Below are 25,068 nucleotides of genomic sequence, written 5' to 3' on the forward strand. Positions count from 1 at the left end.
CAAAATTCCAATTATAGCTTAAGATTTACAAAAAAACCGCCGATTTACAGATTTTAAATTAGAATCTGTAAATCGGCGGTTTTAATTTTTATAATAAATCAAAAAAAGATAGACTATCTTACAATAACACCTTCAACGAATAAAATTGGCACTTCTTCGGTGCTGTTTTCATTGATAGAATTTGCTTTAAAAATAAACTTTTTATCGTACAGGGTGTTTCCGATGAAAAAAGTAAGCATAAATTCATTGTTAAGTGTCAAAACACTTTTTTCTACCATTTCAATTTTAACGACTGAAACAGCAGAAACTTCAACAAAAGCATGACGTAACAGCGAAGTTTTTTTCATTTCTCCATCTATAGTTCCAAAAGCTTTAGAAACCACCATAACACTTTCGATAAGGAAATCGCTATCATTTACTAAATAGACATACCAAACTTTTTCCATAAAATCGTCACTCCACTCTTGAACAGCAGCCAAGAATACGTTTTCAACTTCGGGGATGATGATATCTTTTTTCATATGCTTTAATTTTTGATCTAAGAAAAACGATTTTTGATTTCTAAATCTAGAAACCAAAAATCGTTCATCAAAATTCTTAAAATATTTTTATACTATCGATTTAAATTGCTCTAGGAAACGAACGTCATTTTCGTAGAACATACGAATATCACCAATTTGATACAATAACATTGCAATACGCTCTACACCCATTCCAAATGCAAAACCGTTGTATTCCTCAGCATTGATACCACAGTTTTTCAAAACATTAGGATCAACCATACCACAACCACCAATTTCTAACCATCCGGTTCCTTTGGTAATTCTATAATCGGTTTCGGTTTTTAAACCCCAATAAATATCAATTTCGGCACTTGGTTCCGTAAATGGGAAATAAGATGGACGCAAACGGATTTTAGATTTTCCGAACATTTCTTTAGTGAAATAAAGCAATGTTTGTTTCAAATCAGCAAACGAAACATCTTTGTCAATGTACAATCCTTCTACCTGATGGAAAATACAGTGTGAACGAGACGAAACGGCTTCATTACGAAAAACTCTTCCCGGAGAAATCGTTCTGATAGGCGGCTTGTTGTTCTCCATATAACGCACCTGCACTGATGAAGTGTGCGTGCGTAATAAGATGTCAGGATTTGTTTGAATAAAAAACGTATCCTGCATATCGCGCGCCGGATGGTATTCCGGTAAGTTTAATGCAGTGAAATTATGCCAATCGTCTTCAATTTCCGGTCCTTCAGAAACATTGAAACCAATGTTTGAAAAGATATCGATAATTTGGTTTTTCACAATGGAAATAGGATGGCGAGAACCAATTGTAATTGGCTCCGAAGAACGTGTCAAATCACCATAAAAACCCTTACTTTCTTCCTTACTTTCTAAAGTTTCCTGTATGGTTTTTACCTTTTCTTCTGCAGAAGTTTTTAGTAAATTAATTACTTGTCCAAATTCCTTTTTTTGGTCGTTGGGAACGTTCTTGAACTCGGCAAAAAATTCTTTTAGAATCCCTTTACTTCCTAGAAATTTGATCCTAAATGCTTCTAATTCCGTTGCATTTTCTGTCGAGAAAGCTTGTGCTTCACCAATATATTCTTTTATCTTGTCTATCATTTTCATCCAATAATTGAGAGTGCAAATTTAAGTAATTTGTTTCAGCTTTAAAGTTTAAAAGTTTAAAGTTTCCTTCCTTAAATAAAAATCTGCAATCTTAAATCCTAAATTTAATCTATTAGTTCCCTTTCTAAAAAGTAATTCACGATTGCCTCTTTCATCAAAACCGATTGTTCTCCTGCTTTTAAAGGCGGCAATTCCTCTTTTACTCTATAATGAGGCCATCCTTCTTCGTCAAAAAAATCAAATTCATAGAAGCCATAAGGTTCTAATAATCGGCAAATGGCAATATGCATCAGATTTAATTTTTCGTCTTTTTTGAATTCACGATGAACTTTACCCAATTCCTGAACTCCAATCAGGTAAATAATAGCGTCTAAATCTAAGTCTTCCCCTTGCGAAAATTGATCGGAAAGTATCGTTACAAGCTGTTCCCAGCGTTCTTTAAGTTGTGTGTCTCTTGACATTTTTAATATAGGATTTTAGATTTTAGATTTTAGATTTTGGGCAGAAATCGTAATAGTTATGTTTTTAAATCTGAATTCTGCAATCTGGATTCTAAAATTATTTAGGCAAAGATAAGAACTTGAAAATTGGCAATCGATAACCAACAATTCTTTTATATTTGCACTTTTATTTAAAACAGCATAAAAATGGGTTTTTTGGATATTATTTTAGGAGGATTACTTGGATATGCTTTGTATAAAGGAATCCGAAACGGACTTTTTGTAGAAATTGCTTCTCTAGTCTCTTTATTGGCAGGTATTTATTTTGCCGTTAAATTCTCTTCGATTATAAAAAGTGTGTTATCGGGATTTGTTTCCTGGAATCCGCATACGATACAAGTGACCGCTTTTGTCCTTACTTTTATTGTGGTTGTAGCAGGTATTTATATGCTGGGAAAATTCTTTACAAACCTTGCTGATTTTGCCTATATGGGCTGGATCAATAAAGCGGGTGGTGGTTTCTTTCGCCTGTTAAAAACAGTACTGATCATCAGTGTAGTTCTGACAGTTTTCGAAAAAATAAATTACAAAAATTTCTTAGCTAAAAAAGAAACTCTAGACAATTCCATATTCTATAATCCTATTCAAAAAACAGCGGGATTCATTTTTCCTTCAATCGAAAAATGGTATGATGGCGCAAAAAAAAAGTAATCAATCCCTGTTTAGGGGCAATAAAACTACTTTACTTCTTTAATAGCGCTACTCTCAATCCAACCTTCGGTACCATCTGTTAATTGAATTTTTTTCCAGTTATCCAAGGTTTCTTTTACGAATACTTTGGTTCCTTCGTGTAATACGAAAACATTAGAAGATTTCTTCTGTGGCTCGCTTTTCATATCAGTTATCTCGGCAAAAACTACTGCAGGTCTTTCGTTTTCAGCATGACTTTTTTCGAAAAAAGCAGCCGAAACACTGATAATAACTAACAATAACATCAGGAACATTCCCAAGAAAAACATCCTTTTAGAAAGTGAAATTTGAGAAAAATAATACCCACAAAAAGACAATAAGAACAATCCCGAAAAGGATATAGAAATCCACGCCCATGTATTGTATTGATAAATTCCCGTGAAATCACGAAGCAATTTTCCGAAACCTACTTTTGGAATCACTTTTATTTCATCAATAGTACGTTTTTGGGCAAATTTCAAATTATTTACTATTTCGCTATCATTAGGACTCAACGACAAAGCCTTTTCGTAGTTATAAATTGCCTGAGCCACTTTATTAAGTCTGTAGTAGCAATTCCCTAAATTAAAAAACAATTCTGCCGATTGCTGTTTATTAACACTCAAAACACTTTCATAGGCTTCGACAGCTTGCTCGTATTTTGCATTTTTATAAAACTCATTCCCTTTTTCAAAGCCATTTTGGGCAAAGAAAACTTGAGTTGTTAACAATAATATATAAAGTATATTTTTCATTTTATTAGTCATAAGTTGTCGATGTACCATTTATAAATTTAAAATCGCCAATCTAAAATTATATCTGTTTTTCCAATTCAGAAATGATCAAAACCGCTTTATCAAAATCCTGCTGTATTGTAGCAGTTGATGAAGGCGCATATCGAGCGACTTCACAATTCTCGGTAAGGGCAATAAAATCATTCACCGTTTCTGGTTTTGCATTTCTGTTCACCAACAATTCTTTAATATTATCCTTACTCATTTCTGAGGTTTCTATATGCAGTTTAGCTTTCAAGAAATTGTGCATCGCCTTTTCGAGAGCAACATAAAATGGCTCTTTGTTGCTGATTTGTTTTTTGGCTTCTGACAAATACTTCTTAGCCAATCTATTGTTCCTTTTAATTCTGTTTCCAACAACATCACCGTCGATGGCTTCTTTTTTATTCTTGACCAAAATAATTAATGGCAACATTAAGAATGGTAAAAACAATAAACCCAAATACAAATTAGAACCAAAAAAATCATTCTGGGCAACCGAAACAAGGTTTGTTTTTAACTTAATAAATTTGAATTGTTCGGTACTAGAAATTTTATTTTTATCATGATCAGAATCCGAACCGCTAACAGCTCTTGTATCCGTTGGCCCATCAAGAACGTTTATCATTATCTCGGGAGAGTTAATTGTCTTGTAAGTACGCGATCCTAAATCAAAATAGGAAAATTGCATTGATTTGATTGGATAATTTCCTTTGTACTGTGGTATAATGGTGTAACTATCAGAAACTTTCCCCGCCATACCTGCCAGCGATGTATTTACTTGCTCACTGTGAACCGCATCATACATTTCCAGCGCATTTGGGACTACCGGTTTTGGTAAATTGAATAATTTCATATTTCCTTTACCACTAACGCTTACCACTAGATCTAAGCTCTCTCCGTTTTTAAGACTTGTTTTTGTAGGCGTCACTTTGAAGTCAAAATTCCCTACAGCTCCCGAAAAATCAGCAGGTTTCCCTGCTTCCGGTAACGCTCTAACCGCAATGGTTTTTGCACCAGCAGAAACTCTTTTACTGTCTAGTTTCAATATCATTTGTCCAATCACATTTCTGCGATTAGTTGGCAACTCAACATCTATATCTAATGAAAGTGGCTCTATCACCAATTTTCCTGATTTTTGAGGATAAAGGACTGTTTTTCTTAAAACCACGTACCTGTATTTCTCACCTTTGAACATCCCTTCTTCGGCAACAAGCTCCTTAATATCAACATTCTGACTCCAAAAATCATTGTATTTCGGCTTATTAAGCTCCCTCCAATTGGTTATTCCTATGTTATAACTAAAGTATAATTTATAAACTACACTAATAGGCTCGTTGATATAGGGATTTGTCTTAGAAATATCGGCAACCAGATAGATATTATCATCTGCTGAAATGCTGGTATCATTTGGATCTTTAGGCGATTCTACCGCTGCCGTAACATTTATTTTAATGGACGCCGTTTTATAAATTTGCCCATTGAATTCAATTGTTGCCTGCTTAATGAGCAATGTCCCTTTTTGGTTAGGTAAAAGGTAATAAGAATATATTTTTTCAAAAGAGCTTCTTCCATTTACCCAAGATTGACTCACTTGTTGGCTAGGTCCAGCAATAACCCTGAATCCATCAAAAGAAGGTTCGTTAAAGTTATCGCCATCTATATTCATGACAAAGTCAACACGAAGCCTTTCGTTTAGTCCAAGCGTGGTTTTGCTCACTTTGGCCTCAAATTGTACTTGAGCCAAAAGTCCTTGAAAACTTAACAGTATTAAAATTAAATATCTTTTCATTTCTTATTCAATCCTTATCTTTTCCTTACGTTTTTATTTTACCTTGAATATGCAAGTAAAACCGAATTACCAATCTTTCTCGGTCTTGGTTGGTTTCCCTTTTACTTTTTGAGCATTCACTTTATTCTGGATTTTCTTTTCTTCATTATTTACGGCATCTAAAAGACTTTCCAATCTTTGTTTAGAAATTCCACCAGGAGTTGGCTTTGGCTTTCCTTCGTTATCGGATTTATCATCTTTGTCCTTTCCGTCTTTCTTATCCTTATCTCCTTTATCGTCTTTCTTATCTTTGTCTCCGTCTTTTTTATCGTCCTTTTTGTCCTTCTCTCCGTCCTTTTTATCGTCTTTCTTATCCTTATCTTTCTTGTCTTTGTCTTTATTCTTATCGTCTTTCGGAGGATTTTCCTTCAGCATCTTTTTGGCCAAAGCATAATTATACCTTGTTTGCTCATCAGTAGGATCATTGCGAAGTGCGTTTTTATAAGCTGCAACTGCTTCGGTATAATTTTTTTCTTTCATGAAAACATTCCCTAAATTATGAAAGGCTTTATGCTTTTCAGGTCTTGTTTTAATGTTTTCGATCGCCTTTGCATAAGCTAATTTAGCTTCGCCAATTTGGTTTTGTTTGTATATCGAATTCCCTAAATTATAAGAAGCAACGGTTTTCTTAGGAAATTTCGAATTAGAAATTCGGTAATTAGCCTCGGCATCAACAAATTTATTCTGGGTATATTCCTCATTTGCTTTAGACAAACTTTTATCCTTCTCTTGAGCAAATATCCCTCCCAGCCCTAAAAAGAGAAGCGTAAAAAAGCTAAATAAGTATGTTTTAAAATTTTTCATTTTTATTAAATTATGTTAATCCTCAAAAGCAAAATCTTTAAAGGAATCGACATTTATTTTTCTTCGTTAAACAGATTCAACTTCTTAACCCATTTTGTTTTTCTTTCTAATAAGAAAAGATCTAAGAATAACAACACAAATCCAAATCCTAAAAACCACTGAAATTGTGATTGAAAATCGGCCATTTGAGTCGCTTCAAACTCGGTTTTCTGAATTTTATCCAAAGTGTTTTTTACATATTCCAAAACTTCTTTGGTATTATTCCCATTCATATAACCTCCCTTTGTCGCTTTGGCAATTGTTTCTAAACTGGCTTGGTTTAACTTGGTTACAACCACTTCGCCATTGTTATCTCTTTGGTAACTTTCAACAATTCCATTTCTTTTCAAAGGAATCGTCCCTCCTTTTTCGGTACCAACACCCAAAGTTATGATACGAATTCCTTCGGCATTAGCTTCATCGGCGGCAACTTGAGCTCCTTCGGAATGGTCTTCCCCATCTGAAATCAAAATCAATAACTTGCTGGTTTTGCTTTTATCGTCAAAATAAGTTGCAGATAATTTTATGGCTTCGTCCAAAGATGTCCCTTGCGAAGAAACCATCTCGGTATTCATACTTTGCAAGAACATTTTTGCAACGCTATAATCTGACGTTATCGGTAAAACCGGAAAAGCACTTCCCGCATAAGCCACAATTCCTATTCTGTCATTCCCCAGCTGATTGATAATTTGCGAAACAATTTGTTTACTTTTTTCCAATCGACTTGGAGCGACGTCTTCGGCAAGCATACTTTTGGAGACATCTATCGCAAAAACGATGTCGATTCCCTCTCTTTTTACCGTTTCCATCTTAGTCCCGATTTTTGGGTTTACCAATCCTAAAATCAATGCAGCCAAAGCCAACAAAACTACAATCAATTTAAAAGCAGGTTTAAAAACTGAACGTTCCGGACTCAATTTTTTAATTAAGTCCAAATCACCAAATTCGCGTTGCTTTTTTCTTTTCCAATATGAATTGAACAAGAATAACAGCACCACCAATGGCAGAATAAAAAGCAGGTATAAATATTTTTTTTCGTCTAATTCCATATTTTTTAACCACAATGGGCACTAAGATTTTTCACAAAGCACACCATATTAATGTTTATTTATAAAGTTCCATTTATTACTCTTCTAACACCATTTTTTAATAAACTGACATTAAAATTGATTAATAACCCTAATTTACAATTTGACAATCTTAAATAAGTCAACAGCTGAGCTAAATGAACATCATTAAGTGCTTCGACCGATTTTATTTCAACAATAAATTTATCTTCAATAATAATATCAATTCTATAACCAACATCTAATTTTACCTCTTCGTAAACTAGAGGCAATTGTTTTTGTTTTTCAATTTTTAAACCATACTTTTTGAGTTCATAAAACAACCATTCCTCATAAGCACTTTCCAATAAACCAGGCCCCAATATTTTATGAACTTTTAATGCGCTTTCAAAAACAATTTTTGATATTTCATTTTCATCCATTATATATAATTATTAGTTTCCTTTAAAAACTTAGTGCCCTTTGAGACTCCTTAGTGTCCTTTGTGTTTAAACACTAAATAAAGCTTCTATAAACTGTATTTCTCAAGCCAATTTCCACCAACAATAAAAAACCGGCAAGCCAAACAAAAGGTCTGTATTTTTCATCATAGTCATAGAACTTTAATTCTTCTATTTCGGTAGTTTCCAGTTTATTGATCTCATTATAAATTTCGGCCAACTTACTATTGCTTGTCGCTCTAAAATATTTACCGTCAGTCTTTTTGGCGATGCTTTTCATTAATTGTTCGTCAATTTCCACCTTCATCATTTGAAATAAAAACTGACCATTTGGCCCAACCGCATAAGGCGATTCAGCCATTCCATTGGTTCCTAAACCAATTGTGTACACTTTTATTCCATATTGCTTGGCAATATCCGAAGCGGTTTCGGGCTCGATAAAACCAGCATTATTAACACCATCGGTCAAAAGAATAATAACCTTACTCTTGGCTTTGCTGTCTTTCAAACGGTTCACGGCAGTAGCCAATCCCATTCCAATTCCTGTTCCATCCTGCAAAACATTATCGTACTTTATACTCTTGATGGCTTCCAAAATAACCGCTTTATCGCTAGTTACCGGAGTTTTTGTATAAGATTCGGAGGCATAGACAACTAATCCTATCCTATCATTTGGTCTTTCTTCCACAAAATCTGCAGCCACTCTTTTCAGCGCTTCCATTCGGTTTGGTTTCAAATCTTTGGCAAGCATACTTCCGGAAACATCGACCGCCATAACGATATCAATTCCTTTTGTGGTTTTTGTCTTATTGCTTATGTCAACCGTTCTGGGTCTTGCCATGGCAACAATCAAAGAGCTTAAAGCCAATAATCTAAAAACGCTCAAAAAAGGTTTCATCTTTGCTAAAAAAGAGGTCGAACCTTTGAATCCTTCAATCGAACTCATTTTTAAAGTTGCTGATTGATGGTTTCTTTTAAAAACCAACCAAATAATGGCAAGGGGTATTAAAAGAAACAACCAAAAAAACTCCGGATTTAAAAAAGTTATTTTTGCCATTATTTGCTCAGTTGTTTTAATTCTACAGAGTTCAAAACTCGTTCGGATACTTTATTTGCATACAAATCGCCTTCTTGATGAAGAATCATGATTTGTTGTAATCCGCCATCTTGACCAAACAACAAAATCTCATAATATGTTTTTTTGCTGCTCTTTATGTCTTTATCTATACTAGAGAAAGTTCCGTACGCTTTTACACCACTAATACCTTCTCCGGTATCGAAATCTTCTTGTTTCACAATCATATTTTGCGCTCCCTGAGATTCTAACGTTTGAATTGTAACTTCAATAGATTTTTTCAAATCAATTTCAGTTTGCTGTTTGTATTTCATCGTAGAAACCATCAGGTAAAAATTATCGGTAAAACTACCGTAAGCAAAAGATTGCATTTCTTTGACTAATGCCAAACCTTCTTTAGGAAGCGATTTCGTTAAATCAATTCTTTTAAGCACTTTTGGCGTTTCAATTCTGACTCCCGGATTCCCATAAGTACTTGTTACCCATTCTCCTTCCAGCAATTCCTTAGTTGGATGTCCAATAATATTATCTTTTACATAATCAAATCCTTTGGTTGCAATAAAATAAATTGTAGTAGCCATTATCAGAAAAAGGACCGCTGCCACCGAAATAGCGATGCGTTTATTTCGCTTTTTCTTCAACTGCATTTGAATCTGTTTTTGTCTTTGCGCTTCATTCAATAAAATATCTTCTTCGGGCGCAACTTCTACAGGAATAGAATTGTCTAGCGTTAAGATTACTTTTTGTATTTTATTTCGGTCTTCGGTGATTTCGTATTCCAAAGGTTTTGATTTGGCAAACTTAACCAAATCGGCCTGTTTTAAAACGCGTTCCAGGTTTTCGATGGTTTCCTGAGAAACCGTCATTTTCTTTTTGACAGAAGCGGCTCTAAGTCCAACAATCAATTCCGAAGTTGTGCTTTCCATAGCCGGAATTTCAATAGCTTCTTCAATATAATTTCGAGCTATATCAGTCAATTCGCTATAATAAGCCTTTACTTCTCCTTTTTGCCAAAGCTCCTTTTGCTCCAGCGTATCCATTAAACTGGTCGCTTTTTCTATTGGAGTTTTGTATACCTCTTCTTCTATCTTTTTCTTTTGTTGTTTTTTAATGAACCAATACACCAATGCACCGATACCAAGAATCAAAGCCAGGATCAAAAGATATTTCCACCAAGGAGACATCGAACTCTTTACTGGAACAATATCCTTAATATCATACATCTTTTGTTTTAAGGTATCCACTTGCACATTAGCCACTTCAACCAAAAGGGAATCCGTCATATAAGGCTTACTGTTAATAAAAATCTTAATGCTTGGGATAACATATTTTCCGGAATCAAACTGGGTTAAACCATATTTCTTGATTAACTCATATTGATCATTATTTTTGATGGTATCAATAGGATACGAACGGATGACCTCAAGAGCTCCGATGCTTTTCAGATTCGGGAAATCAACTTTAGATAAAGTATCTACCGTAGTTTTCAGTGTCAATTTGAACTCGGCACCAATTTTATTTTTTGTAGTATCGATACTTGTTACCACCTTTTTCTGTTGGGCAAAAACAGCTGTGGAAAGAAGTAATAACAGTAAGAATAAGTGTTTTTTCATGTATAATGTTTCCATTTTTTGATTTTCGATTGAAGCAAATGATTTTTGATTGAAGATTAACGATTTTTGATTTCAGAATTGAGCTGCAATTGTAATCAAACATCGTTCATTCTATGCATTTAATTCAATTTTTCCTAATCAGAACCTGCCTTTGATGTTTTAATACTTGAAACAAAAATCGATATTAATTCATTTGCTTCTTTTTTTACTATTGTTAGTTTTTCAATATCTGATGTTAAATTTGCTTTTTCAATAATCTTCAAGCATACAAATGATTCTCTCAATTCTTTAAGACAGATACCCATTTTATGGATAAAATCTTTCTTGCTTTCAGCACTTTGAGCTTCGCCATAATTTAAAGCTGGCGAGGTTCCAGAACGAATTATTTGACTCGCCAAATGATTTCCCGCATAATTTTTCTCAAAATTATTAGCCACATTAATAATTAAAGCCGCAAAATCTATCAATCTATCTTCTAAAACCTGCTTGTTCATGCTTTTATATTTATGATCGTTAATCTTTTCATTCATCACAACCACATCTGCAATCAAAAATCGTTAATCATCATTCTTCAATCATTATCTCGATTTAAAATAGCCTAATAATTTGGTTACATAACTTTCGTCAACTCTTGTATTTACAATTCCGGAACCGGATTTTCTAAAAGTTTCCTTGAAATAATTTACCTTATCATGGTGGTATTTCTCATAATTCAACCGAACTGTTTTAGAACCGGTATCAATCAATCGCGTTTCTCCGGTTTCGGCATCAAGCATAGGAACCATCCCTATATTCGGCATTTTTTCTTCTCGAATGTCATATACTCGAATACCCGTAATATCATGTTTTTTGGATGCTATTTTTAAAGTATGCTCATAATCTTCTGCCATGAAATCAGAAATCATAAAAACAATGGCTTTCTTTTTCTGGGTGCTTGACAAGAATTTTAAGGCTTGAGCAACATCTGTTTTATGACTTTTGGGTTCGAATTCTATCAATTCCCGAATGATACGCAATACGTGCGATCTTCCTTTTTTGGGCGGAATGTATAATTCTATTTGGTCGGAAAATAATATCAACCCAATTTTATCATTGTTTTGGGTAGCCGAAAAAGCCATGGTAGCGGCAATCTCAGTGACAATCTCTCTTTTAAACTGGTTTTTGGAACCAAAACTTTCAGAACCCGAAATATCGACCATCAACATCATCGTCAATTCGCGCTCCTCCTCAAAAACTTTTACGTGGGCTTCGTTGTAACGTGCTGTTACGTTCCAATCGATAGCACGAATATCATCACCATATTGGTATTGTCGCACTTCGCTGAAAGTCATTCCGCGTCCTTTGAATGAGGTATGGTATTCCCCCGAAAAGATGTGATCGCTCAATCTTCGGGTTTTAATTTCTATTTTCCGTACTTTTTTTAAAAGCTCTTTTGTATCCATTTTGATTATTGATTGTTGATTAACGATTGCTGATTTCAGATCTAAAATCTAAAATCTTATATCAAAAATCTAAAATCTTAAGGTACTTCTACTTCGTTTATAATTTTATTGATGATGTCAACAGAAGTAACATTTTCGGCTTCTGCCTCATAAGTAACACCAATTCTATGACGCAATACATCATGAACAACGGCACGAACATCCTCTGGAATCACATAACCACGACGTTTGATAAAAGCATAACATTTGGCGGCATTGGCTAAATTGATACTTCCACGTGGCGATGCTCCAAAACTGATTAATGGTTTCAAATCGGCCAATTTATATTTCTCAGGGTAACGTGTGGCAAAAATAATATCAAGAATGTATTTCTCAATTTTCTCATCCATATAAACTTCACGAACCGCTTCTTGAGCACGCAAAATTTGTTCTACCGAAACAACTTGATTTACTTTCTCATAGCTTCCTTTTAGATTTTGACGAATTACCATTCGTTCTTCATCAATTTTTGGATAGTCAATAACGGTTTTTAGCATGAAACGATCGACTTGAGCTTCCGGAAGTTGATACGTTCCCTCTTGTTCAATTGGATTCTGCGTTGCCAAAACCAAGAAAGGTCTGTCTAACTTGAAGGTCGTATCGCCAATGGTCACTTGTTTTTCCTGCATGGCTTCCAATAATGCTGATTGCACTTTGGCTGGCGCACGGTTTATCTCATCGGCAAGAACGAAATTAGCAAAAATAGGTCCTTTTTTGATAGAGAACTCATTTTGCTTAATGTTATAAATCATAGTACCCACAACATCGGCAGGTAATAAATCAGGTGTAAACTGAATTCTGCTAAACGAACCATGAACAGCCTGTGAAAGTGTATTTATTGCTAAGGTTTTTGCCAATCCGGGAACTCCTTCCAATAAAATATGCCCTTGACCTAAAAGCCCGATCAACAAACGCTCTACCATGTGCTTTTGACCCACAATCACCTTGTTCATTTCCATACTAAGGAGGTCTATAAAAGCACTCTCTCTTTCAATTTTTTCATTGATTGCTCTAATGTCTATAGTCGCAGTATTTTCTTCCATATTATTATTTTTAAACCCTTGAATTTTACACCTTACTTTTGGTAGTGCAAATTGAATTTTTTTTTAGAAGGAAGATGTTAAAAAATGGTTAAAACTTCGATTTATAGTCTAATTTTAAGGATGAATTATGATTCAATTTTTATATTTTTAAGAACTTTGAAAAATATACTTTAAAATAGAAGATTTACACATTTTAATAAAAAACAAAACCCATGAGTAAGACAACATTATCGCCTATTATTGCTGGCACCATGAATTGGGGAGTTTGGGATAAAAACCTGACTCCAAAGGAAATGGAAAACATAATTCATGTTTGTTTAGAAAACAAAATAACCACCTTTGACCATGCCGACATTTATGGTTCTTATACCACCGAAGCCGATTTTGGAAAAGCATTTGCCTCAAGCAAGATTGCCAGAGAAAAAATGCAACTGATCTCGAAATGCGGTATTCAAATGCTTGCCGAAAATCGAACTAACAAAATCAAACATTACGATTATTCGAAATCGCATATAATTGCCTCTGTAGAGCAGTCTTTAAAAAACTTACAAACTGATTATTTGGACGCTTTCTTGTTACACAGACCAAGTCCATTAATGCAAGCTGATGAGATTGCCGAAGCGGTAGAAAAACTAAAAACGGATGGAAAAATCATTGATTTTGGGCTTTCTAATTTCACATCTTCCCAGACAGAATTAATTCGCCAAAAAGTAGAAGTTAGTTACAATCAAATACAATTTTCGGCGACTAATTTTGAGCCTATGGTTGACGGTAGTTTTGACTATATGCAAGTTCACAACATTCGTCCGATGTCATGGAATCCATTAGGATTTGTTTTCAGGGAAGATATCCCACAAACCCACCGTTTGAAAAAATTATTAGCAACATTAGTTTCGAAATACAGCTTGGGTGCCGACACAATTTTACTGGCTTGGATTTTAAAACATCCCGCAAAAGTGATTCCAATTGCCGGAACTGTAAACGTTGCCAGAATACAATCATTGATGAAAGCAGTCGAATTAGACCTAGAAAAAGAAGATTGGTTTGCTATTTGGACCGAAAGCAGAGGAGACGAAGTACCTTAGTTTAGAATACAGACAGCAAAATTAAGAACGCAGAATTAAGATTGCGTTTGTAAAAATCAATAAACAATGAACAAAACAGCTTTAATAACTGGTGCCACCAGCGGAATTGGAAGGGAGACAGCAAGAATATTGGCAAAAAACAATTATAGAATCATTCTTTGCGGAAGACGGGAAGATCGATTGATCGAACTCAAAAAAGAACTTTCTCAGCATACTGAAATCCATACTTTACTATTTGATGTTCGAGACAAAAAAGCTGTTTTTGAGAGTATTAGTTCTTTGCCCGAAAGCTTTTCAAATATTGATATCCTTATTAATAATGCTGGAAATGCTCATGGTTTAGATCCTATTCAAAACGGAGATTTAGAGGATTGGGATGCCATGATTGACATTAATGTAAAAGGGCTTTTATATGTTTCCAAGGCCATCATTCCGAAAATGATAGAGAAAAAATCTGGGCATATTATTAACATTGGTTCCACAGCAGCAAAAGAAGTGTATCCAAACGGAAACGTATATTGTGCAACAAAACATGCCGTTGATGCCATCAATCAAGGAATGCGTATGGATTTGAATGCTTTCGGAATAAAAGTTGGTGCAATCCATCCCGGAATGGTGAATACTGAATTTAGCGAAGTGCGCTTTAAAGGCGACAAAGAAAGAGCTACTAACGTCTATAAAGGATTTGAACCTTTGCAAGCAGAAGACATTGCAGACATTATTCATTTTGTGATTTCAAGACCTTATCATGTTAATATTGCCGATTTGATAGTGATGCCTTCGGCTCAGGCCTCATCAACTCTTGTGAAGAGAGATTAATCAAGTTTTATAGTAATCGAAAAGAGGCTTAAATTCAAGTTCATTTGAAATTTAAGCCTCTTTTTAGTCTAATAATTTACAATCAGCAGTTTCTTATAAAGAAATCGCACCCATATCAGTCATTGTTCCATTAACTACTACTATCCCCGGAATTATTTTAATTGCTTTTCCTGAAGCTACGTCCGGAGTTAGTGTCACAATGTAAGTCCCCGCTGGAATACCATTAAGCTGAAACACTCCTGATTCATCGGCATAGGCAGAAACCACAACATCTCCTACCAGAACGGATGCCAATACCTGATAACCTGTCAAAACAGGATTAATGGCACCTTTGATAACTCCAGAAGTTGCAGCTGTAGAAACTCTGATAACCGGATGCAAATTATAATTACCTGAATTCCCTGCTTGCACCACAATCGAATGTTCTACATCAAAATCCAACAAAAAATCATAAGTCGCACCTGCAAGTAGCGTTTGGTTAATTTTCAATTTCAGCCCTGATTGTTGCGCACTTGGCGTTTTTAAAGGATAAGTTACACCATCTTTGACAACAGTATTGTTCTCACCTAAAACCAATCGGACTTGTCCTAAAAACCCAGAAGGCACTAGATTATCAGCTAATAATACATTTACACCACCCGTTAAATCCAACAAATTATAAGTCATAGGAGTGACATTCCCTATACTAACCCAACCTTTGTTGTCATCATTGTCTGTAGTTGCTTTTATCAAAACGTCTTGTACATCAATGTTTACAGCATCATAATCTCCAGGAGCATCAGTCATTCGAATTGAAACTCTTGAAGTTTGTGTCGAATCATCAGTTGAATTACATCCTATAAATAACAAGGACATAAACGCCATTACACAAAAACTTAACACGTAAAATTTAATCTTTTTCATATCTTTCCATTATTTAAATTTGGTTACATTTAATAACGTTTAAATTTACGAATTAGTATTATTTTAGTAGATCCTCTTAGCCATTTTAACACATGATCAACAAACGTCTTTTAGTCAAGAACCTACTCGCACACAATGATGAGAGCAGTTTTTATGACAAAAAGCGCCAATTAAATTTACATACTCGTGAAGGGAAAGCAAAGTTTCTCAAGCACATTTGCGCACTCTCTAATTCTAATCCAGCAAATAATTCCTATATCGTAGTAGGAGTTGAAGATCATGATAATGAAATCGTGGGGGATGATTTTTTTGACGATAGCAGAATACAGAACTTGGTGAATGCTTACTTAGAAAACCCTCCTAAGATTCAATATGAAAACATCCCATTTCCTAACCTTTCGAAAGATAAAGTGGTGGGATTAGTAACCATAAAACCTAAAAATAAAACTTCTTTTTTTAAAAAAGGAATTCATACCATTCCAGCTAACAGTATTTTTATAAGAAGAGGAAGCAATACTACTCCTACCGAAGAAAAAGTTGAAAAAAATTACCAAAACTCAGAAACTGTCCTTAGTATTGAAAACAATTCTAGAAATAACATCAAATACACTCTGGATGGCGTAATTGATTTCATGAACTTCCGCCACAAAGATATGGCGCCAAAATACAAAGTTTTTAAAGAATTATTTGTCATTTGCTGGGCAGGAATTCCTAAAAAAGTACGTGACAAAACCTATCTTTCCCGAGTGGACATTGAATTGATAAATGAGCAAATCAAACTGTTTTATTCTGCCCTAGATGTAGTAACAATTCACTGTGACGAGGATTCTTTTACGATTACAGAATATGTCCCTTTGGGCTTGAATGACAGAACAAGTTATTATCCATTGGAAGAACAAACCATTTATTTCTATGAAAACGGCTATTATAAAATTGAAAATAAAATGCTTTTTCAACCGCCGGAATTCAATAGAAAAATGCTTTACCACATCTACAATAGCAATATTACGTTATTAAATAAGTTAAGAAAAGGATCTTCATTGACCGAGAGAGAGCATAAGGATTTAGAAAATTTACCCTCAACATTTATGATTTGTTACCTCAACGGTTTTGAAGATGCCAAAGAAAAACTGATTGATGCCAAGCCGCTTTTAAAACCCTATCCTCAAATTTATTTATCTTTTAAAGAGGCTATGCGAATTTTGAGAAAGATGAAGTATAACGTACAATAAGCCTGTAATTTAAAAAAAGTATCTTTCTAGCCGCTGGGTTTTTTATGTGTTACTAATTTTACTTAAAAAAAACATCATTAATCAGACTACAAACAACATGAACAACTAGTAATGTAAAAGCTATAATTGCATTCATTTTAGAAGTGTTTAATTTTTATGTAAACCTAATTTTATTTTTACTCACTAACAATCACCAAATTTAGTGATATTTCAATACCGCAAAAAACCTCCAAAAAAACGCTATCTTCCTAAGTCTTTTACGTAATTTTATGAAATAATAAAGAGAGTACAACAAATGAGAACATTAGTAATAGGCGATATACATGGTGGTTTGCGAGCACTACACCAAATCATGGAAAGAGCCAAGGTTACCCAAAAAGATAATTTAATTTTTTTGGGCGATTATGTAGACGGCTGGAGCCAATCGCCCCAAGTCATCGATTTTTTGATTCAATTAAATACAACTAACAACTGCATATTTATCCGAGGCAACCATGATGATTTATTACTCGATTGGCTAAAAGACGACAAAGACAATCCATTATGGCACAAACACGGTGGAGGATCTACTGTTTTAGCCTATGAAAAGGTAAAAGAAGAAACAAAACAAAGACACATTGTATTCTTACAATCATTAAAAGATTATCATCTGGATGAAAAAATGCGTTTGTTTATTCATGCCGGATTCTCTAATATGAATGGTGTTGCTTATGAATATTTTTCGGAGACTTTTTATTGGGACAGAACCTTATGGGAAACCGCTATGGCCTTAGACAAAACCATAAAACCTGCTGATTTATTATACCCAAAACGACTTACATTATACAATGAAATTTATATAGGTCACACTCCTGTTTCCCGTATTGGGAAAAGCGTTCCGGTACAAATGGCCTGTGTTTGGAATGTTGATACAGGCGCAGCCTTCAAAGGACCACTTACTATTATGGATATTGATACCAAAAAATTCTGGCAAAGCGAACCTTTAAATGAGCTGTATTTTGACGAAAAAGGCAGGAATTAACTTATTTAAACTACTTTTGTCGCGAATTCTAAAATTATAAGAATATGAAAAAAATTATCACATTATCATTATTATTATTCGTTGGTTTTATAAATGCCCAAGCTTTCAAAGGAAAAGGAGATACAAAATTTAATCTTGGTGCCAACATTCAAAATGGAGGATCGGGAATCGGTGTTTCATCAGATTTTGGAATCGGGGAAAATATGTCATACGGTTTTGCCGTTTCTTATCTATTATCTGTAGACTCAAATGTTTTAGGAAACAAACCAGAATTTGGAGATAGAATTGATGCCAAATTTAGATTCAACGCTAATTTGGGAAATGTTTTTCAACTTGATGAAAAAATGGATATTTACCCTGGTTTAGATTTAGGGTTAAGAAATTTTGGCGCTCATCTAGGATTCCGTTATTTCTTTACAGAAGGTTTTGGCGTTTTTACTGAAGCCGGAGTTCCAATTGCCAGTTACAAAACCAATCCAATAGGTTTTGACAAACTAAACAACCAGTTTGTGTTTAATATTGGAGCTTCATTCAATTTGTAACATTTGTAAAAAACACTAAATTCACCAGAATTTTTATAATAAAAAAAGGCAATTTGAAAATTCAAATTGCCTTTTTTAGTTTGTGATTATTAGTTACAAATCAAATCTTATTCCTTGTGCTAATGGTAATTGTTTACCGTAATTAATGGTATTTGTTTGTCTTCTCATGTAAGCTTTCCACGCATCAGAACCAGATTCACGTCCGCCACCGGTTTCTTTTTCACCGCCAAAAGCACCACCGATTTCAGCACCAGAAGTTCCAATATTCACATTGGCAATTCCACAATCAGAACCGGATTGAGAAAGGAACAATTCCATTTCTCTCATACTATTGGTAAAAATAGAAGAAGAAAGTCCTTGTGGAACTCCGTTTTGCAAGGCAATAGCTTCTTCAATTGTACTGTATTTCATTACATACAAAATTGGAGCAAAAGTTTCTGTTTGAACGATATCAAAATGATTTTCAGCCTCAATGATACATGGTTTTACATAACAACCACTTTCATATCCTACTCCTTCTACTAAACCGCCTTCAACAATAATTTTACCTCCTTCTTGTTTTGCTTGCTCAATAGCGTTTAAGTAATCCTGAACGGCACCTTTATCAATAAGCGGCCCCACATGATTGTTCTCATCTAATGGATTCCCGATTTGCAATTGCTTGTAAGCGCTTTTTAATACGCTGATTGTTTTATCATATACACTTTCGTGAACAATCAAACGTCTGGTTGATGTACAACGTTGACCTGCAGTTCCTACTGCACCAAAAACAGCTCCAACCAACACCATACTGATATCAGCATGTTCCGAAACGATAATTGCATTGTTCCCTCCTAATTCAAGGATTGTGTTTCCAAAACGTTCTGCTACCGTTTTTGATACGTGGCGACCAATTTTGGTTGATCCGGTGAAAGAAACTAACGAAATTCGCTTATCATTATTGATCAAATCACCTGATTCATTTCCTGTTACCAAACAACTAACTCCTTCAGGAACATTATTTCGCTCTAAAACTGTCTTGATAATATTTTGACAAGCCACACCACATAAAGGTGTTTTTGAACTTGGTTTCCAAATGGCAACATCACCACAAATCCAGGCAATCATCGAGTTCCAGCTCCAAACAGCAACAGGGAAGTTAAAAGCCGAAATAATTCCGACTGTCCCTATTGGGTGGTATTGCTCGTACATTCTGTGTAAAGGTCTTTCAGAGTGCATCGTTAATCCGTATAGCTGACGGGACAATCCCACCGCAAAATCACAGATATCAATCATTTCCTGAACCTCACCATATCCTTCTTGAAGACTTTTTCCCATTTCATAAGAAACCAGTTTTCCAAGAGGTTCTTTAAATTTTCTTAATTCATCTCCCATCTGACGAACAATTTCGCCTCTTTTGGGAGCCGGAACCATACGCCATTCCAAAAAAGCTTCTGAAGCTTTTTGCATCGCTTTTTCATAATCTTCTTTAGACGAAGTTTTTACTTTACCAATTAAAGCGCCATCTGCTGGTGAGTAGCTTTCAATGATTTTTCCGTTGGCAAAATTGTTTGATCCGGTTGATGTTCCTTCATTAATCTCTTCAATCCCTAATTGTTTCAGAGCTTCTTTTATTCCAAATTGACTTACTTTTGTTATCATTGTAACTTTTTAATTAAAAATTGTTATATTTTTTACGTAAAGATATTATTAAATCCTGAAATAGCCAACTTAAACATTTAGAGTAAAATCATGTTACTTATGACTTACGAATCTTGGATCCGTTTCCATAACGGTTCCGCAATTGGAACAAGTTCTTAATTCCAATGAATTATAAAAGTTTTCAAAATGAGAAAGAAAGTCCTTTTCAATATTATGAAGCTCAAAATAGACTTCATATAATTTATGATTACAGTTATCACAATACCAGATCAAGCCATCCGTAAATCCTTTTCCAGCTCTTTTTCGTTCTATTACTAAACCTATTGATCCCTCTGAACGAACCGGAGAATGCGGTATTTTTGCCGGATGCAAATACATATCACCAGCATGAAGCTCCATTTCTTTGCGTTGTCCATCTTCTTGAATAAATACTTTAATTGATCCTTCCAATTGATAAAACAATTCCTCGGTTTCGTTATAATGATAGTCTTTTCGCGCATTTGGACCAGCAACTATCATAACAATATAATCCCCAGATTCTTGATATAGATTTTTATTACCAACTGGTGGTTTAAGTAGATGATGATTTTCGTCAAGCCATTTATTGAGATTGAAAGGTTTTGCTATTGCCATTTTGTAGTGTTGTTATGTTTAAGAATCGCTAAGTTACTAAAAAGTCACAAGTCTTAAAGTCAATGAAAACTTAAAGTCTTTCTATCGAAAAATAATCTATTTACTAATGCGAAATGAATTATAAGGATTTTATTTTAATTCTTTAATCAAATAGATATAGACCGGAAAATGGTCGCTAAACCCAATTTCGGTTGCCGAATGCCTTTTGGGATAACCCTTATATTGCCCAGAAGTTTGTATTAAAAAAGACTTGTTGTAAATTCCCGATTTCCAGTATTGATAAGTAGAAAAATTGTCTTGTATCAAAGATTGTGAAACCATGATCTGATCAAAAATATCCCAAGAATCCCTAAAAGCAATTGTCCCCAATCCTTTTTTTGCCATTTCCTCAAACGGATTATAAATTCCCAACAAGGGAACTTCTTTTTTATTAGCCTTTGCTCCAAGCGCTATCTTTATACTTTTATTATAAGGACCGTCATTCAAATCACCAAGCGTAATCACTTTGGCATTGGGATTTATTCTTTGCAAAGAGTCAATAACTTTTCTGTTCAGTGTTCCGGCAGCTTCTCTATAAGGGCTTGATTTTTTTTCACCACCAGATCGTGAAGGCCAATGATTGACTATGATACTAATTTCTTCACCTTCTAAAAATCCGGTGACCAATAATTGATCTCGCGTAAACACTCGATTTGTTTGGGGATTTAACTCTAAATTATCATCTATTTTATCATCGGATTCTAATTTAGAAATTGCTTTTGCCTTACTTTCCTCTTTAAAAACATATAAAGGAACATTGGTGTATGTTGTGGGTTTAAAATGTTTTTTTTGATACAATAAGGCTACATCGATACCTCTTTTGTCGGGCGAATCAAAATGGATAATTCCAAAGTCTTTATCAATCAGTTTTGGTTCCTTGATTAAATCCTCCAAAACACCTCTATTTTCTATCTCGCAACAACCTATAAAAGTAGGTGCATTAGCATTATCCGAAGAACCAATTTCGAGTAAAACTCTGGAAAGATTTTGTAGCTTTTGATTGTATTTTTTGGAGGTCCAACGTTGTGCTCCTTTCGGTGTCCATTCGTCATCATTCGTATGGGGATCATTAATGGTATCAAAAAGATTTTCGAAATTATAAAAAGCAACCGTATGAATACTATACTTCTTCGATTGAGCTCCAACTTTTGCCATTGGCAACACCAAAATTAGCAAACAAATCAAATGTAATACTCTCATAGCTGATTTTTAAAATTTGATTAGAATCAAAGCCTTTTTTATAAATCAAAAATTGCTTCTAGTAAAAATACTTCATTTGTAGAACAAACTAAAATTATTTTCAAATTTCCTATCTTTGTTTTTATAGGCTTTTTAATCTTAAACAGTCAAGCCCAAACATTAGATGATAACACCACTCAAATTACAAAAAGGAGACACGGTAGCTATTTTGGCTACAGCTAGAAAAAACACCGATGACAATCTAAAACCCGCGATAGACTTATTACACAGCTGGGGATTAGAAGTTTTAATTGGCAACACGATTGGTTTAGACAATAATCAACTGGCCGGAACCGACGAACAAAGAGCAGCCGACTTTCAGCAACAATTAGACAACCCAAATGTAAAAGCAATTTGGTGCGTGCGCGGTGGCTACGGAACGGTTCGCATGATTGATTTATTGGATTTTACTCAATTCAAACAAAACCCGAAGTGGATTATCGGTTTTAGCGATATTACCGTTTTGCACAGTCATCTAAATCTAATGGGCTATAAATCCATCCATGGAATTATGCCGATAAGTATCCCAAAAGCCAGTAAAGAAGCTATTGAAACACTAGAAATGGCTTTGTTCGGAGAACCATTATCATATGAAATTACCTCTGATGTCAAAAACCGATTGGGAACCGCAAGTGGTGAATTAATAGGAGGAAATTTATCAATTCTTTATAGTCTTTTCGGCTCTCCATCGGCGATTGAATGCCAAGACAAAATATTATTTATAGAAGATTTAGATGAGTATCTTTATCACATTGATCGTATGATGATGAACTTAAAACGAAACGGTTGCTTAGAAAACATCAAAGGAATCATTGTGGGTTCTATGTCTAAAATGAGAGATAATGAAATCCCTTGGGGGAAAAATGCCCTTGAAATCATAGAAGATATTACCAAAAATTATAGTTTTCCGGTTCTATACAATTTTCCTGCAGGACATATTGACGACAACAGGGCTTTGATTTTAGGAAACAAAGTAACTATGGAAGTGACCGACAAAAAAAGTATCTTAAAATTTAATGACTAAACACCAAAACTACTTTTGATTGCTGAAATCTTAAACTGAGACTGAATACTAAAAAATGGCCGAACACAACGAATTAGGAAAACTAGGCGAAGAATTGGCTGTAGAATTTCTGCAAAAAAACGGCTATACTATTTTAGAAACAAATTGGACTTTTCAAAAAGCCGAAATTGATATCCTCGCAAAAAAGGATACTATTCTGGCAGTCGTAGAAGTTAAAACCCGTTCTTCATTGGATTTTGGCTTGCCACAAGATTTTGTAAAACCAAAAAAAATCCAACTTTTGGTAAAAGCAGTTGATGCTTATGTGAACGAAAAAGAATTAGAAATTAACGTCCGTTTTGATATCATCGCAATTCATAAAGAAGGAAAATCTTTTGTAATCGAACACCTTATAGATGCATTTTACCATTTTTAGACGAATTTAATCACTGTTATATTTGTAACAAAATGTTTTTTATTTATATTTGCAATGTTTTTTAAAACATAAAACTATTAAAACCAACTGCTTAAAATAAGTAAAAAAATAATTTAGTATGAAAACTGTTTCTTCTATAGTAGAGAATTACATCAAAACGAAGCCTTTTTTATTAAATGCATTATCACTCGGAATCATTAACTTAACTTCATTGTCAAGAAACATAATGGCCGAATTAGAGAATGAATTCGACAAAGAAGTGAAACAGGGTGCCGTAGTAATGTCCCTAAAAAGATTAACAGAAGAACTTGATTTTAGATTAAATCACAAAATCAATAAAGTAATAAAAAACATAGGCGAAATAACGGTGCGTTCTTCACTAACCGATTATACTTTTGCCGTTTCTGAAACTGTTTTGAACAAACAAGCGGAACTAATTTCGGACATTAATTCATTTCCGGATGTTTTTTATACCTCATCAAGAGGAGTAAACGAAATTAATATCGTAGTTAGTAAAACTGTAAATCAATTAGTTGACAAGCACTTTGCTAATGAAAAACTGATCCAAAAACTAGATGATCTTGCTTCGATCACCGTAAAATTACCAAAAGAAAACATCGCTGTTCCAGGTATTTATTATTTCATTTTTCAGCGTCTTGCCTGGGAAGGAATCATCATCAACGAAGTAATATCAACCTCTAATGAATTCACCATTTTAGTGAGCGAAGAACAGGTAGATGTGGCATTTAAAGTAATTAAGGATTTAAAGAATTAATCTTATAATCGACAAAGCTTCCAGCCTTTTAAAGGCTGGAAGCTTTGTCAAAGGTCGGAAACTTTAAAAACTAACTCTTATGAATCCAATTCCCCTTGAAAACGGTAAATACTATCACATTTATAATAGAGGTAATAATGGAATTGATTTGTTTTTTGAAATTGAAAACTACAATCATTTTTTAAGGTTATACGAGAAATACATTGACCCAATAGCCGAAACTTATGCTTGGTGTTTGATGAAAAATCATTTTCACATTCTGGTTTACATCAAAGAAACCGAAGAGATTGATGTTACAAAATTAGAATACTCATCAACTGATAAACCAAAAACGGTAAGTGCTTCAAAACAGTTTTCAAATTTGTTCAACGCTTATACTTTAGCGATGAATAAGCGATATAAAAGGACCGGTAGTTTATTTGAGAAAAATTTTAGGAGAAAAGTAGTTACTTCTGAAGCTTATTTTAAAAAACTTGTTTTTTATATCCACAATAACCCTGTTCATCATAAGTTTACGGAAAACATTATAGAATATCCTTGGACTTCTTACAGAACAGTTATTTCAACCCAAAAGACCAAATTACAAAGAGATAAAATTATAGAATCGTTTAATGATTTGGAAAACTTTAAATATTACCATACCATTAACCAAAATTTAGATGAAATTGAAGATCTAATCATGGAGTAACAAAGCTTCCAGCCTTTAAAAGGCTGGAAGCTTTAAATTATTC

27 protein-coding genes are annotated in these 25,068 nt (G+C 34.2%); 10 read left to right on the forward strand and 17 right to left on the reverse strand.

Annotated elements, in window-relative coordinates; all coding sequences use genetic code 11:
* Positions 1-113: 113 nt before the first annotated feature.
* The 3 genes from ACMDB5_RS03525 to ACMDB5_RS03535 all read right to left on the reverse strand — a co-directional run bounded on the left by ACMDB5_RS03525 (position 114) and on the right by ACMDB5_RS03535 (position 2,095).
* On the reverse strand, positions 114-521 hold the full coding sequence (locus tag ACMDB5_RS03525; protein ID WP_413999640.1) for a hypothetical protein: 408 nt from the start codon (positions 519-521) through the stop codon (positions 114-116).
* An 87-nt stretch (positions 522-608) separates the two neighbouring features.
* Positions 609-1,628 carry a phenylalanine--tRNA ligase subunit alpha gene (pheS, locus tag ACMDB5_RS03530; RefSeq protein ID WP_413999641.1) on the reverse strand — a complete coding sequence of 340 codons (1,020 nt, stop codon included), beginning with the start codon at positions 1,626-1,628 and terminating at the stop codon, positions 609-611.
* A 110-nt stretch (positions 1,629-1,738) separates the two neighbouring features.
* On the reverse strand, positions 1,739-2,095 hold the full coding sequence (locus tag ACMDB5_RS03535) for a hypothetical protein (RefSeq protein ID WP_413999642.1): 357 nt from the start codon (positions 2,093-2,095) through the stop codon (positions 1,739-1,741).
* Between the two features lie 186 nt (positions 2,096-2,281).
* Between ACMDB5_RS03535 and ACMDB5_RS03540 the strand changes: the two genes are divergently transcribed.
* Positions 2,282-2,785: a CvpA family protein gene (locus ACMDB5_RS03540; protein WP_413999643.1), complete on the forward strand. Its 504-nt coding sequence runs from the start codon at positions 2,282-2,284 to the stop codon at positions 2,783-2,785.
* Between the two features lie 26 nt (positions 2,786-2,811).
* Here the strand turns inward: ACMDB5_RS03540 and ACMDB5_RS03545 are convergent, their stop codons facing one another.
* From ACMDB5_RS03545 to ACMDB5_RS03590, 10 genes are all read right to left on the reverse strand, one after another.
* Positions 2,812-3,558: a tetratricopeptide repeat protein gene (locus ACMDB5_RS03545; RefSeq protein WP_413999644.1), complete on the reverse strand. Its 747-nt coding sequence runs from the start codon at positions 3,556-3,558 to the stop codon at positions 2,812-2,814.
* Positions 3,559-3,616: 58 nt separating this feature from the next.
* Positions 3,617-5,368, reverse strand: a complete 1,752-nt coding sequence (locus ACMDB5_RS03550) for a BatD family protein (protein ID WP_413999645.1) — start codon at positions 5,366-5,368, stop codon at positions 3,617-3,619.
* 66 nt (positions 5,369-5,434) lie between these two features.
* Positions 5,435-6,211, reverse strand: coding sequence for a tetratricopeptide repeat protein (locus tag ACMDB5_RS03555; RefSeq protein ID WP_413999646.1), 777 nt, complete (start codon positions 6,209-6,211; stop codon positions 5,435-5,437).
* A gap of 53 nt (positions 6,212-6,264) precedes the next feature.
* A complete protein-coding gene (locus ACMDB5_RS03560) occupies positions 6,265-7,299 on the reverse strand; it encodes a VWA domain-containing protein (RefSeq protein WP_413999647.1) in 1,035 nt (344 codons plus the stop codon).
* A gap of 59 nt (positions 7,300-7,358) precedes the next feature.
* On the reverse strand, positions 7,359-7,739 hold the full coding sequence (locus tag ACMDB5_RS03565; RefSeq protein WP_413999648.1) for a GxxExxY protein: 381 nt from the start codon (positions 7,737-7,739) through the stop codon (positions 7,359-7,361).
* A 73-nt stretch (positions 7,740-7,812) separates the two neighbouring features.
* Positions 7,813-8,814 carry a vWA domain-containing protein gene (locus ACMDB5_RS03570; RefSeq protein ID WP_413999649.1) on the reverse strand — a complete coding sequence of 334 codons (1,002 nt, stop codon included), beginning with the start codon at positions 8,812-8,814 and terminating at the stop codon, positions 7,813-7,815.
* A complete protein-coding gene (locus ACMDB5_RS03575; RefSeq protein WP_414000353.1) occupies positions 8,814-10,445 on the reverse strand; it encodes a hypothetical protein in 1,632 nt (543 codons plus the stop codon). The genes ACMDB5_RS03570 and ACMDB5_RS03575 overlap by 1 nt, the downstream gene beginning before the upstream one ends.
* A 134-nt stretch (positions 10,446-10,579) precedes the next feature.
* Positions 10,580-10,939 carry a four helix bundle protein gene (locus ACMDB5_RS03580; protein WP_413999650.1) on the reverse strand — a complete coding sequence of 120 codons (360 nt, stop codon included), beginning with the start codon at positions 10,937-10,939 and terminating at the stop codon, positions 10,580-10,582.
* A gap of 84 nt (positions 10,940-11,023) precedes the next feature.
* Complete coding sequence (locus ACMDB5_RS03585; RefSeq protein ID WP_413999651.1) at positions 11,024-11,887, reverse strand: DUF58 domain-containing protein; 864 nt, start codon at positions 11,885-11,887, stop codon at positions 11,024-11,026.
* A gap of 77 nt (positions 11,888-11,964) precedes the next feature.
* On the reverse strand, positions 11,965-12,969 hold the full coding sequence (locus ACMDB5_RS03590; RefSeq protein ID WP_413999652.1) for an AAA family ATPase: 1,005 nt from the start codon (positions 12,967-12,969) through the stop codon (positions 11,965-11,967).
* A gap of 212 nt (positions 12,970-13,181) precedes the next feature.
* Between ACMDB5_RS03590 and ACMDB5_RS03595 the strand changes: the two genes are divergently transcribed.
* Both ACMDB5_RS03595 and ACMDB5_RS03600 read left to right on the forward strand, forming a co-directional pair.
* Complete coding sequence (locus ACMDB5_RS03595; RefSeq protein WP_413999653.1) at positions 13,182-14,054, forward strand: aldo/keto reductase; 873 nt, start codon at positions 13,182-13,184, stop codon at positions 14,052-14,054.
* A gap of 66 nt (positions 14,055-14,120) precedes the next feature.
* Positions 14,121-14,873 (forward strand): SDR family NAD(P)-dependent oxidoreductase, encoded by a 753-nt coding sequence (locus ACMDB5_RS03600; RefSeq protein WP_413999654.1) that lies wholly within the window; start codon positions 14,121-14,123, stop codon positions 14,871-14,873.
* 93 nt (positions 14,874-14,966) lie between these two features.
* Here ACMDB5_RS03600 and ACMDB5_RS03605 read toward each other — a convergent pair whose 3' ends face one another.
* Positions 14,967-15,776: a DUF4382 domain-containing protein gene (locus tag ACMDB5_RS03605; RefSeq protein ID WP_413999655.1), complete on the reverse strand. Its 810-nt coding sequence runs from the start codon at positions 15,774-15,776 to the stop codon at positions 14,967-14,969.
* A 92-nt stretch (positions 15,777-15,868) separates the two neighbouring features.
* On the opposite strand from ACMDB5_RS03605, the gene ACMDB5_RS03610 reads away from it, so the two are divergent.
* The 3 genes from ACMDB5_RS03610 (at position 15,869) to ACMDB5_RS03620 (ending at position 18,571) form a co-directional block, all read left to right on the forward strand.
* Positions 15,869-17,008 (forward strand): ATP-binding protein, encoded by a 1,140-nt coding sequence (locus ACMDB5_RS03610; RefSeq protein WP_413999656.1) that lies wholly within the window; start codon positions 15,869-15,871, stop codon positions 17,006-17,008.
* Between the two features lie 295 nt (positions 17,009-17,303).
* A complete protein-coding gene (locus ACMDB5_RS03615) occupies positions 17,304-18,029 on the forward strand; it encodes a metallophosphoesterase (protein ID WP_413999657.1) in 726 nt (241 codons plus the stop codon).
* A gap of 44 nt (positions 18,030-18,073) precedes the next feature.
* Positions 18,074-18,571 carry a DUF6646 family protein gene (locus tag ACMDB5_RS03620; protein ID WP_413999658.1) on the forward strand — a complete coding sequence of 166 codons (498 nt, stop codon included), beginning with the start codon at positions 18,074-18,076 and terminating at the stop codon, positions 18,569-18,571.
* Between the two features lie 93 nt (positions 18,572-18,664).
* Here the strand turns inward: ACMDB5_RS03620 and ACMDB5_RS03625 are convergent, their stop codons facing one another.
* The 3 genes from ACMDB5_RS03625 to ACMDB5_RS03635 all read right to left on the reverse strand — a co-directional run bounded on the left by ACMDB5_RS03625 (position 18,665) and on the right by ACMDB5_RS03635 (position 22,084).
* On the reverse strand, positions 18,665-20,212 hold the full coding sequence (locus ACMDB5_RS03625; RefSeq protein WP_413999659.1) for an aldehyde dehydrogenase family protein: 1,548 nt from the start codon (positions 20,210-20,212) through the stop codon (positions 18,665-18,667).
* A 93-nt stretch (positions 20,213-20,305) separates the two neighbouring features.
* Positions 20,306-20,845: a 3-hydroxyanthranilate 3,4-dioxygenase gene (locus tag ACMDB5_RS03630; RefSeq protein ID WP_413999660.1), complete on the reverse strand. Its 540-nt coding sequence runs from the start codon at positions 20,843-20,845 to the stop codon at positions 20,306-20,308.
* A 129-nt stretch (positions 20,846-20,974) separates the two neighbouring features.
* Positions 20,975-22,084: an endonuclease/exonuclease/phosphatase family protein gene (locus ACMDB5_RS03635; protein ID WP_413999661.1), complete on the reverse strand. Its 1,110-nt coding sequence runs from the start codon at positions 22,082-22,084 to the stop codon at positions 20,975-20,977.
* A 163-nt stretch (positions 22,085-22,247) separates the two neighbouring features.
* Between ACMDB5_RS03635 and ACMDB5_RS03640 the strand changes: the two genes are divergently transcribed.
* The 4 genes from ACMDB5_RS03640 (at position 22,248) to ACMDB5_RS03655 (ending at position 25,025) form a co-directional block, all read left to right on the forward strand.
* Positions 22,248-23,147, forward strand: a complete 900-nt coding sequence (locus ACMDB5_RS03640) for a S66 peptidase family protein (RefSeq protein ID WP_413999662.1) — start codon at positions 22,248-22,250, stop codon at positions 23,145-23,147.
* Positions 23,148-23,202: 55 nt separating this feature from the next.
* The gene (locus tag ACMDB5_RS03645) at positions 23,203-23,562 is read left to right on the forward strand and encodes a YraN family protein (RefSeq protein ID WP_413999663.1); all 360 of its coding nucleotides are present in this window, start codon (positions 23,203-23,205) and stop codon (positions 23,560-23,562) included.
* Positions 23,563-23,680: 118 nt separating this feature from the next.
* Entirely contained in the window at positions 23,681-24,337 is a 657-nt protein-coding gene (locus tag ACMDB5_RS03650) for an aspartate kinase (RefSeq protein ID WP_413999664.1), read from the forward strand.
* A gap of 79 nt (positions 24,338-24,416) precedes the next feature.
* On the forward strand, positions 24,417-25,025 hold the full coding sequence (locus tag ACMDB5_RS03655) for a transposase (protein ID WP_413999665.1): 609 nt from the start codon (positions 24,417-24,419) through the stop codon (positions 25,023-25,025).
* The last annotated feature ends 43 nt before the right edge of the window (positions 25,026-25,068 follow it).

The organism is Flavobacterium sp. W1B (assembly GCF_047344965.1).
Classification (GTDB): domain Bacteria; phylum Bacteroidota; class Bacteroidia; order Flavobacteriales; family Flavobacteriaceae; genus Flavobacterium.

Bases quoted from the DNA above. Each gene is read 5' to 3' on its own strand.
- ACMDB5_RS03525 (WP_413999640.1), bottom strand. From the start codon at position 521: ATGAAAAAAGATATCATCATCCCCGAAGTTGAAAACGTATTCTTGGCT.
- pheS (WP_413999641.1), bottom strand. From the start codon at position 1,628: ATGATAGACAAGATAAAAGAATATATTGGTGAAGCACAAGCTTTCTCG.
- ACMDB5_RS03535 (WP_413999642.1), bottom strand. From the start codon at position 2,095: ATGTCAAGAGACACACAACTTAAAGAACGCTGGGAACAGCTTGTAACG.
- ACMDB5_RS03540 (WP_413999643.1), top strand. From the start codon at position 2,282: ATGGGTTTTTTGGATATTATTTTAGGAGGATTACTTGGATATGCTTTG.
- ACMDB5_RS03545 (WP_413999644.1), bottom strand. From the start codon at position 3,558: ATGAAAAATATACTTTATATATTATTGTTAACAACTCAAGTTTTCTTT.
- ACMDB5_RS03550 (WP_413999645.1), bottom strand. From the start codon at position 5,368: ATGAAAAGATATTTAATTTTAATACTGTTAAGTTTTCAAGGACTTTTG.
- ACMDB5_RS03555 (WP_413999646.1), bottom strand. From the start codon at position 6,211: ATGAAAAATTTTAAAACATACTTATTTAGCTTTTTTACGCTTCTCTTT.
- ACMDB5_RS03560 (WP_413999647.1), bottom strand. From the start codon at position 7,299: ATGGAATTAGACGAAAAAAAATATTTATACCTGCTTTTTATTCTGCCA.
- ACMDB5_RS03565 (WP_413999648.1), bottom strand. From the start codon at position 7,739: ATGGATGAAAATGAAATATCAAAAATTGTTTTTGAAAGCGCATTAAAA.
- ACMDB5_RS03570 (WP_413999649.1), bottom strand. From the start codon at position 8,814: ATGGCAAAAATAACTTTTTTAAATCCGGAGTTTTTTTGGTTGTTTCTT.
- ACMDB5_RS03575 (WP_414000353.1), bottom strand. From the start codon at position 10,445: ATGAAAAAACACTTATTCTTACTGTTATTACTTCTTTCCACAGCTGTT.
- ACMDB5_RS03580 (WP_413999650.1), bottom strand. From the start codon at position 10,939: ATGAACAAGCAGGTTTTAGAAGATAGATTGATAGATTTTGCGGCTTTA.
- ACMDB5_RS03585 (WP_413999651.1), bottom strand. From the start codon at position 11,887: ATGGATACAAAAGAGCTTTTAAAAAAAGTACGGAAAATAGAAATTAAA.
- ACMDB5_RS03590 (WP_413999652.1), bottom strand. From the start codon at position 12,969: ATGGAAGAAAATACTGCGACTATAGACATTAGAGCAATCAATGAAAAA.
- ACMDB5_RS03595 (WP_413999653.1), top strand. From the start codon at position 13,182: ATGAGTAAGACAACATTATCGCCTATTATTGCTGGCACCATGAATTGG.
- ACMDB5_RS03600 (WP_413999654.1), top strand. From the start codon at position 14,121: ATGAACAAAACAGCTTTAATAACTGGTGCCACCAGCGGAATTGGAAGG.
- ACMDB5_RS03605 (WP_413999655.1), bottom strand. From the start codon at position 15,776: ATGAAAAAGATTAAATTTTACGTGTTAAGTTTTTGTGTAATGGCGTTT.
- ACMDB5_RS03610 (WP_413999656.1), top strand. From the start codon at position 15,869: ATGATCAACAAACGTCTTTTAGTCAAGAACCTACTCGCACACAATGAT.
- ACMDB5_RS03615 (WP_413999657.1), top strand. From the start codon at position 17,304: ATGAGAACATTAGTAATAGGCGATATACATGGTGGTTTGCGAGCACTA.
- ACMDB5_RS03620 (WP_413999658.1), top strand. From the start codon at position 18,074: ATGAAAAAAATTATCACATTATCATTATTATTATTCGTTGGTTTTATA.
- ACMDB5_RS03625 (WP_413999659.1), bottom strand. From the start codon at position 20,212: ATGATAACAAAAGTAAGTCAATTTGGAATAAAAGAAGCTCTGAAACAA.
- ACMDB5_RS03630 (WP_413999660.1), bottom strand. From the start codon at position 20,845: ATGGCAATAGCAAAACCTTTCAATCTCAATAAATGGCTTGACGAAAAT.
- ACMDB5_RS03635 (WP_413999661.1), bottom strand. From the start codon at position 22,084: ATGAGAGTATTACATTTGATTTGTTTGCTAATTTTGGTGTTGCCAATG.
- ACMDB5_RS03640 (WP_413999662.1), top strand. From the start codon at position 22,248: ATGATAACACCACTCAAATTACAAAAAGGAGACACGGTAGCTATTTTG.
- ACMDB5_RS03645 (WP_413999663.1), top strand. From the start codon at position 23,203: ATGGCCGAACACAACGAATTAGGAAAACTAGGCGAAGAATTGGCTGTA.
- ACMDB5_RS03650 (WP_413999664.1), top strand. From the start codon at position 23,681: ATGAAAACTGTTTCTTCTATAGTAGAGAATTACATCAAAACGAAGCCT.
- ACMDB5_RS03655 (WP_413999665.1), top strand. From the start codon at position 24,417: ATGAATCCAATTCCCCTTGAAAACGGTAAATACTATCACATTTATAAT.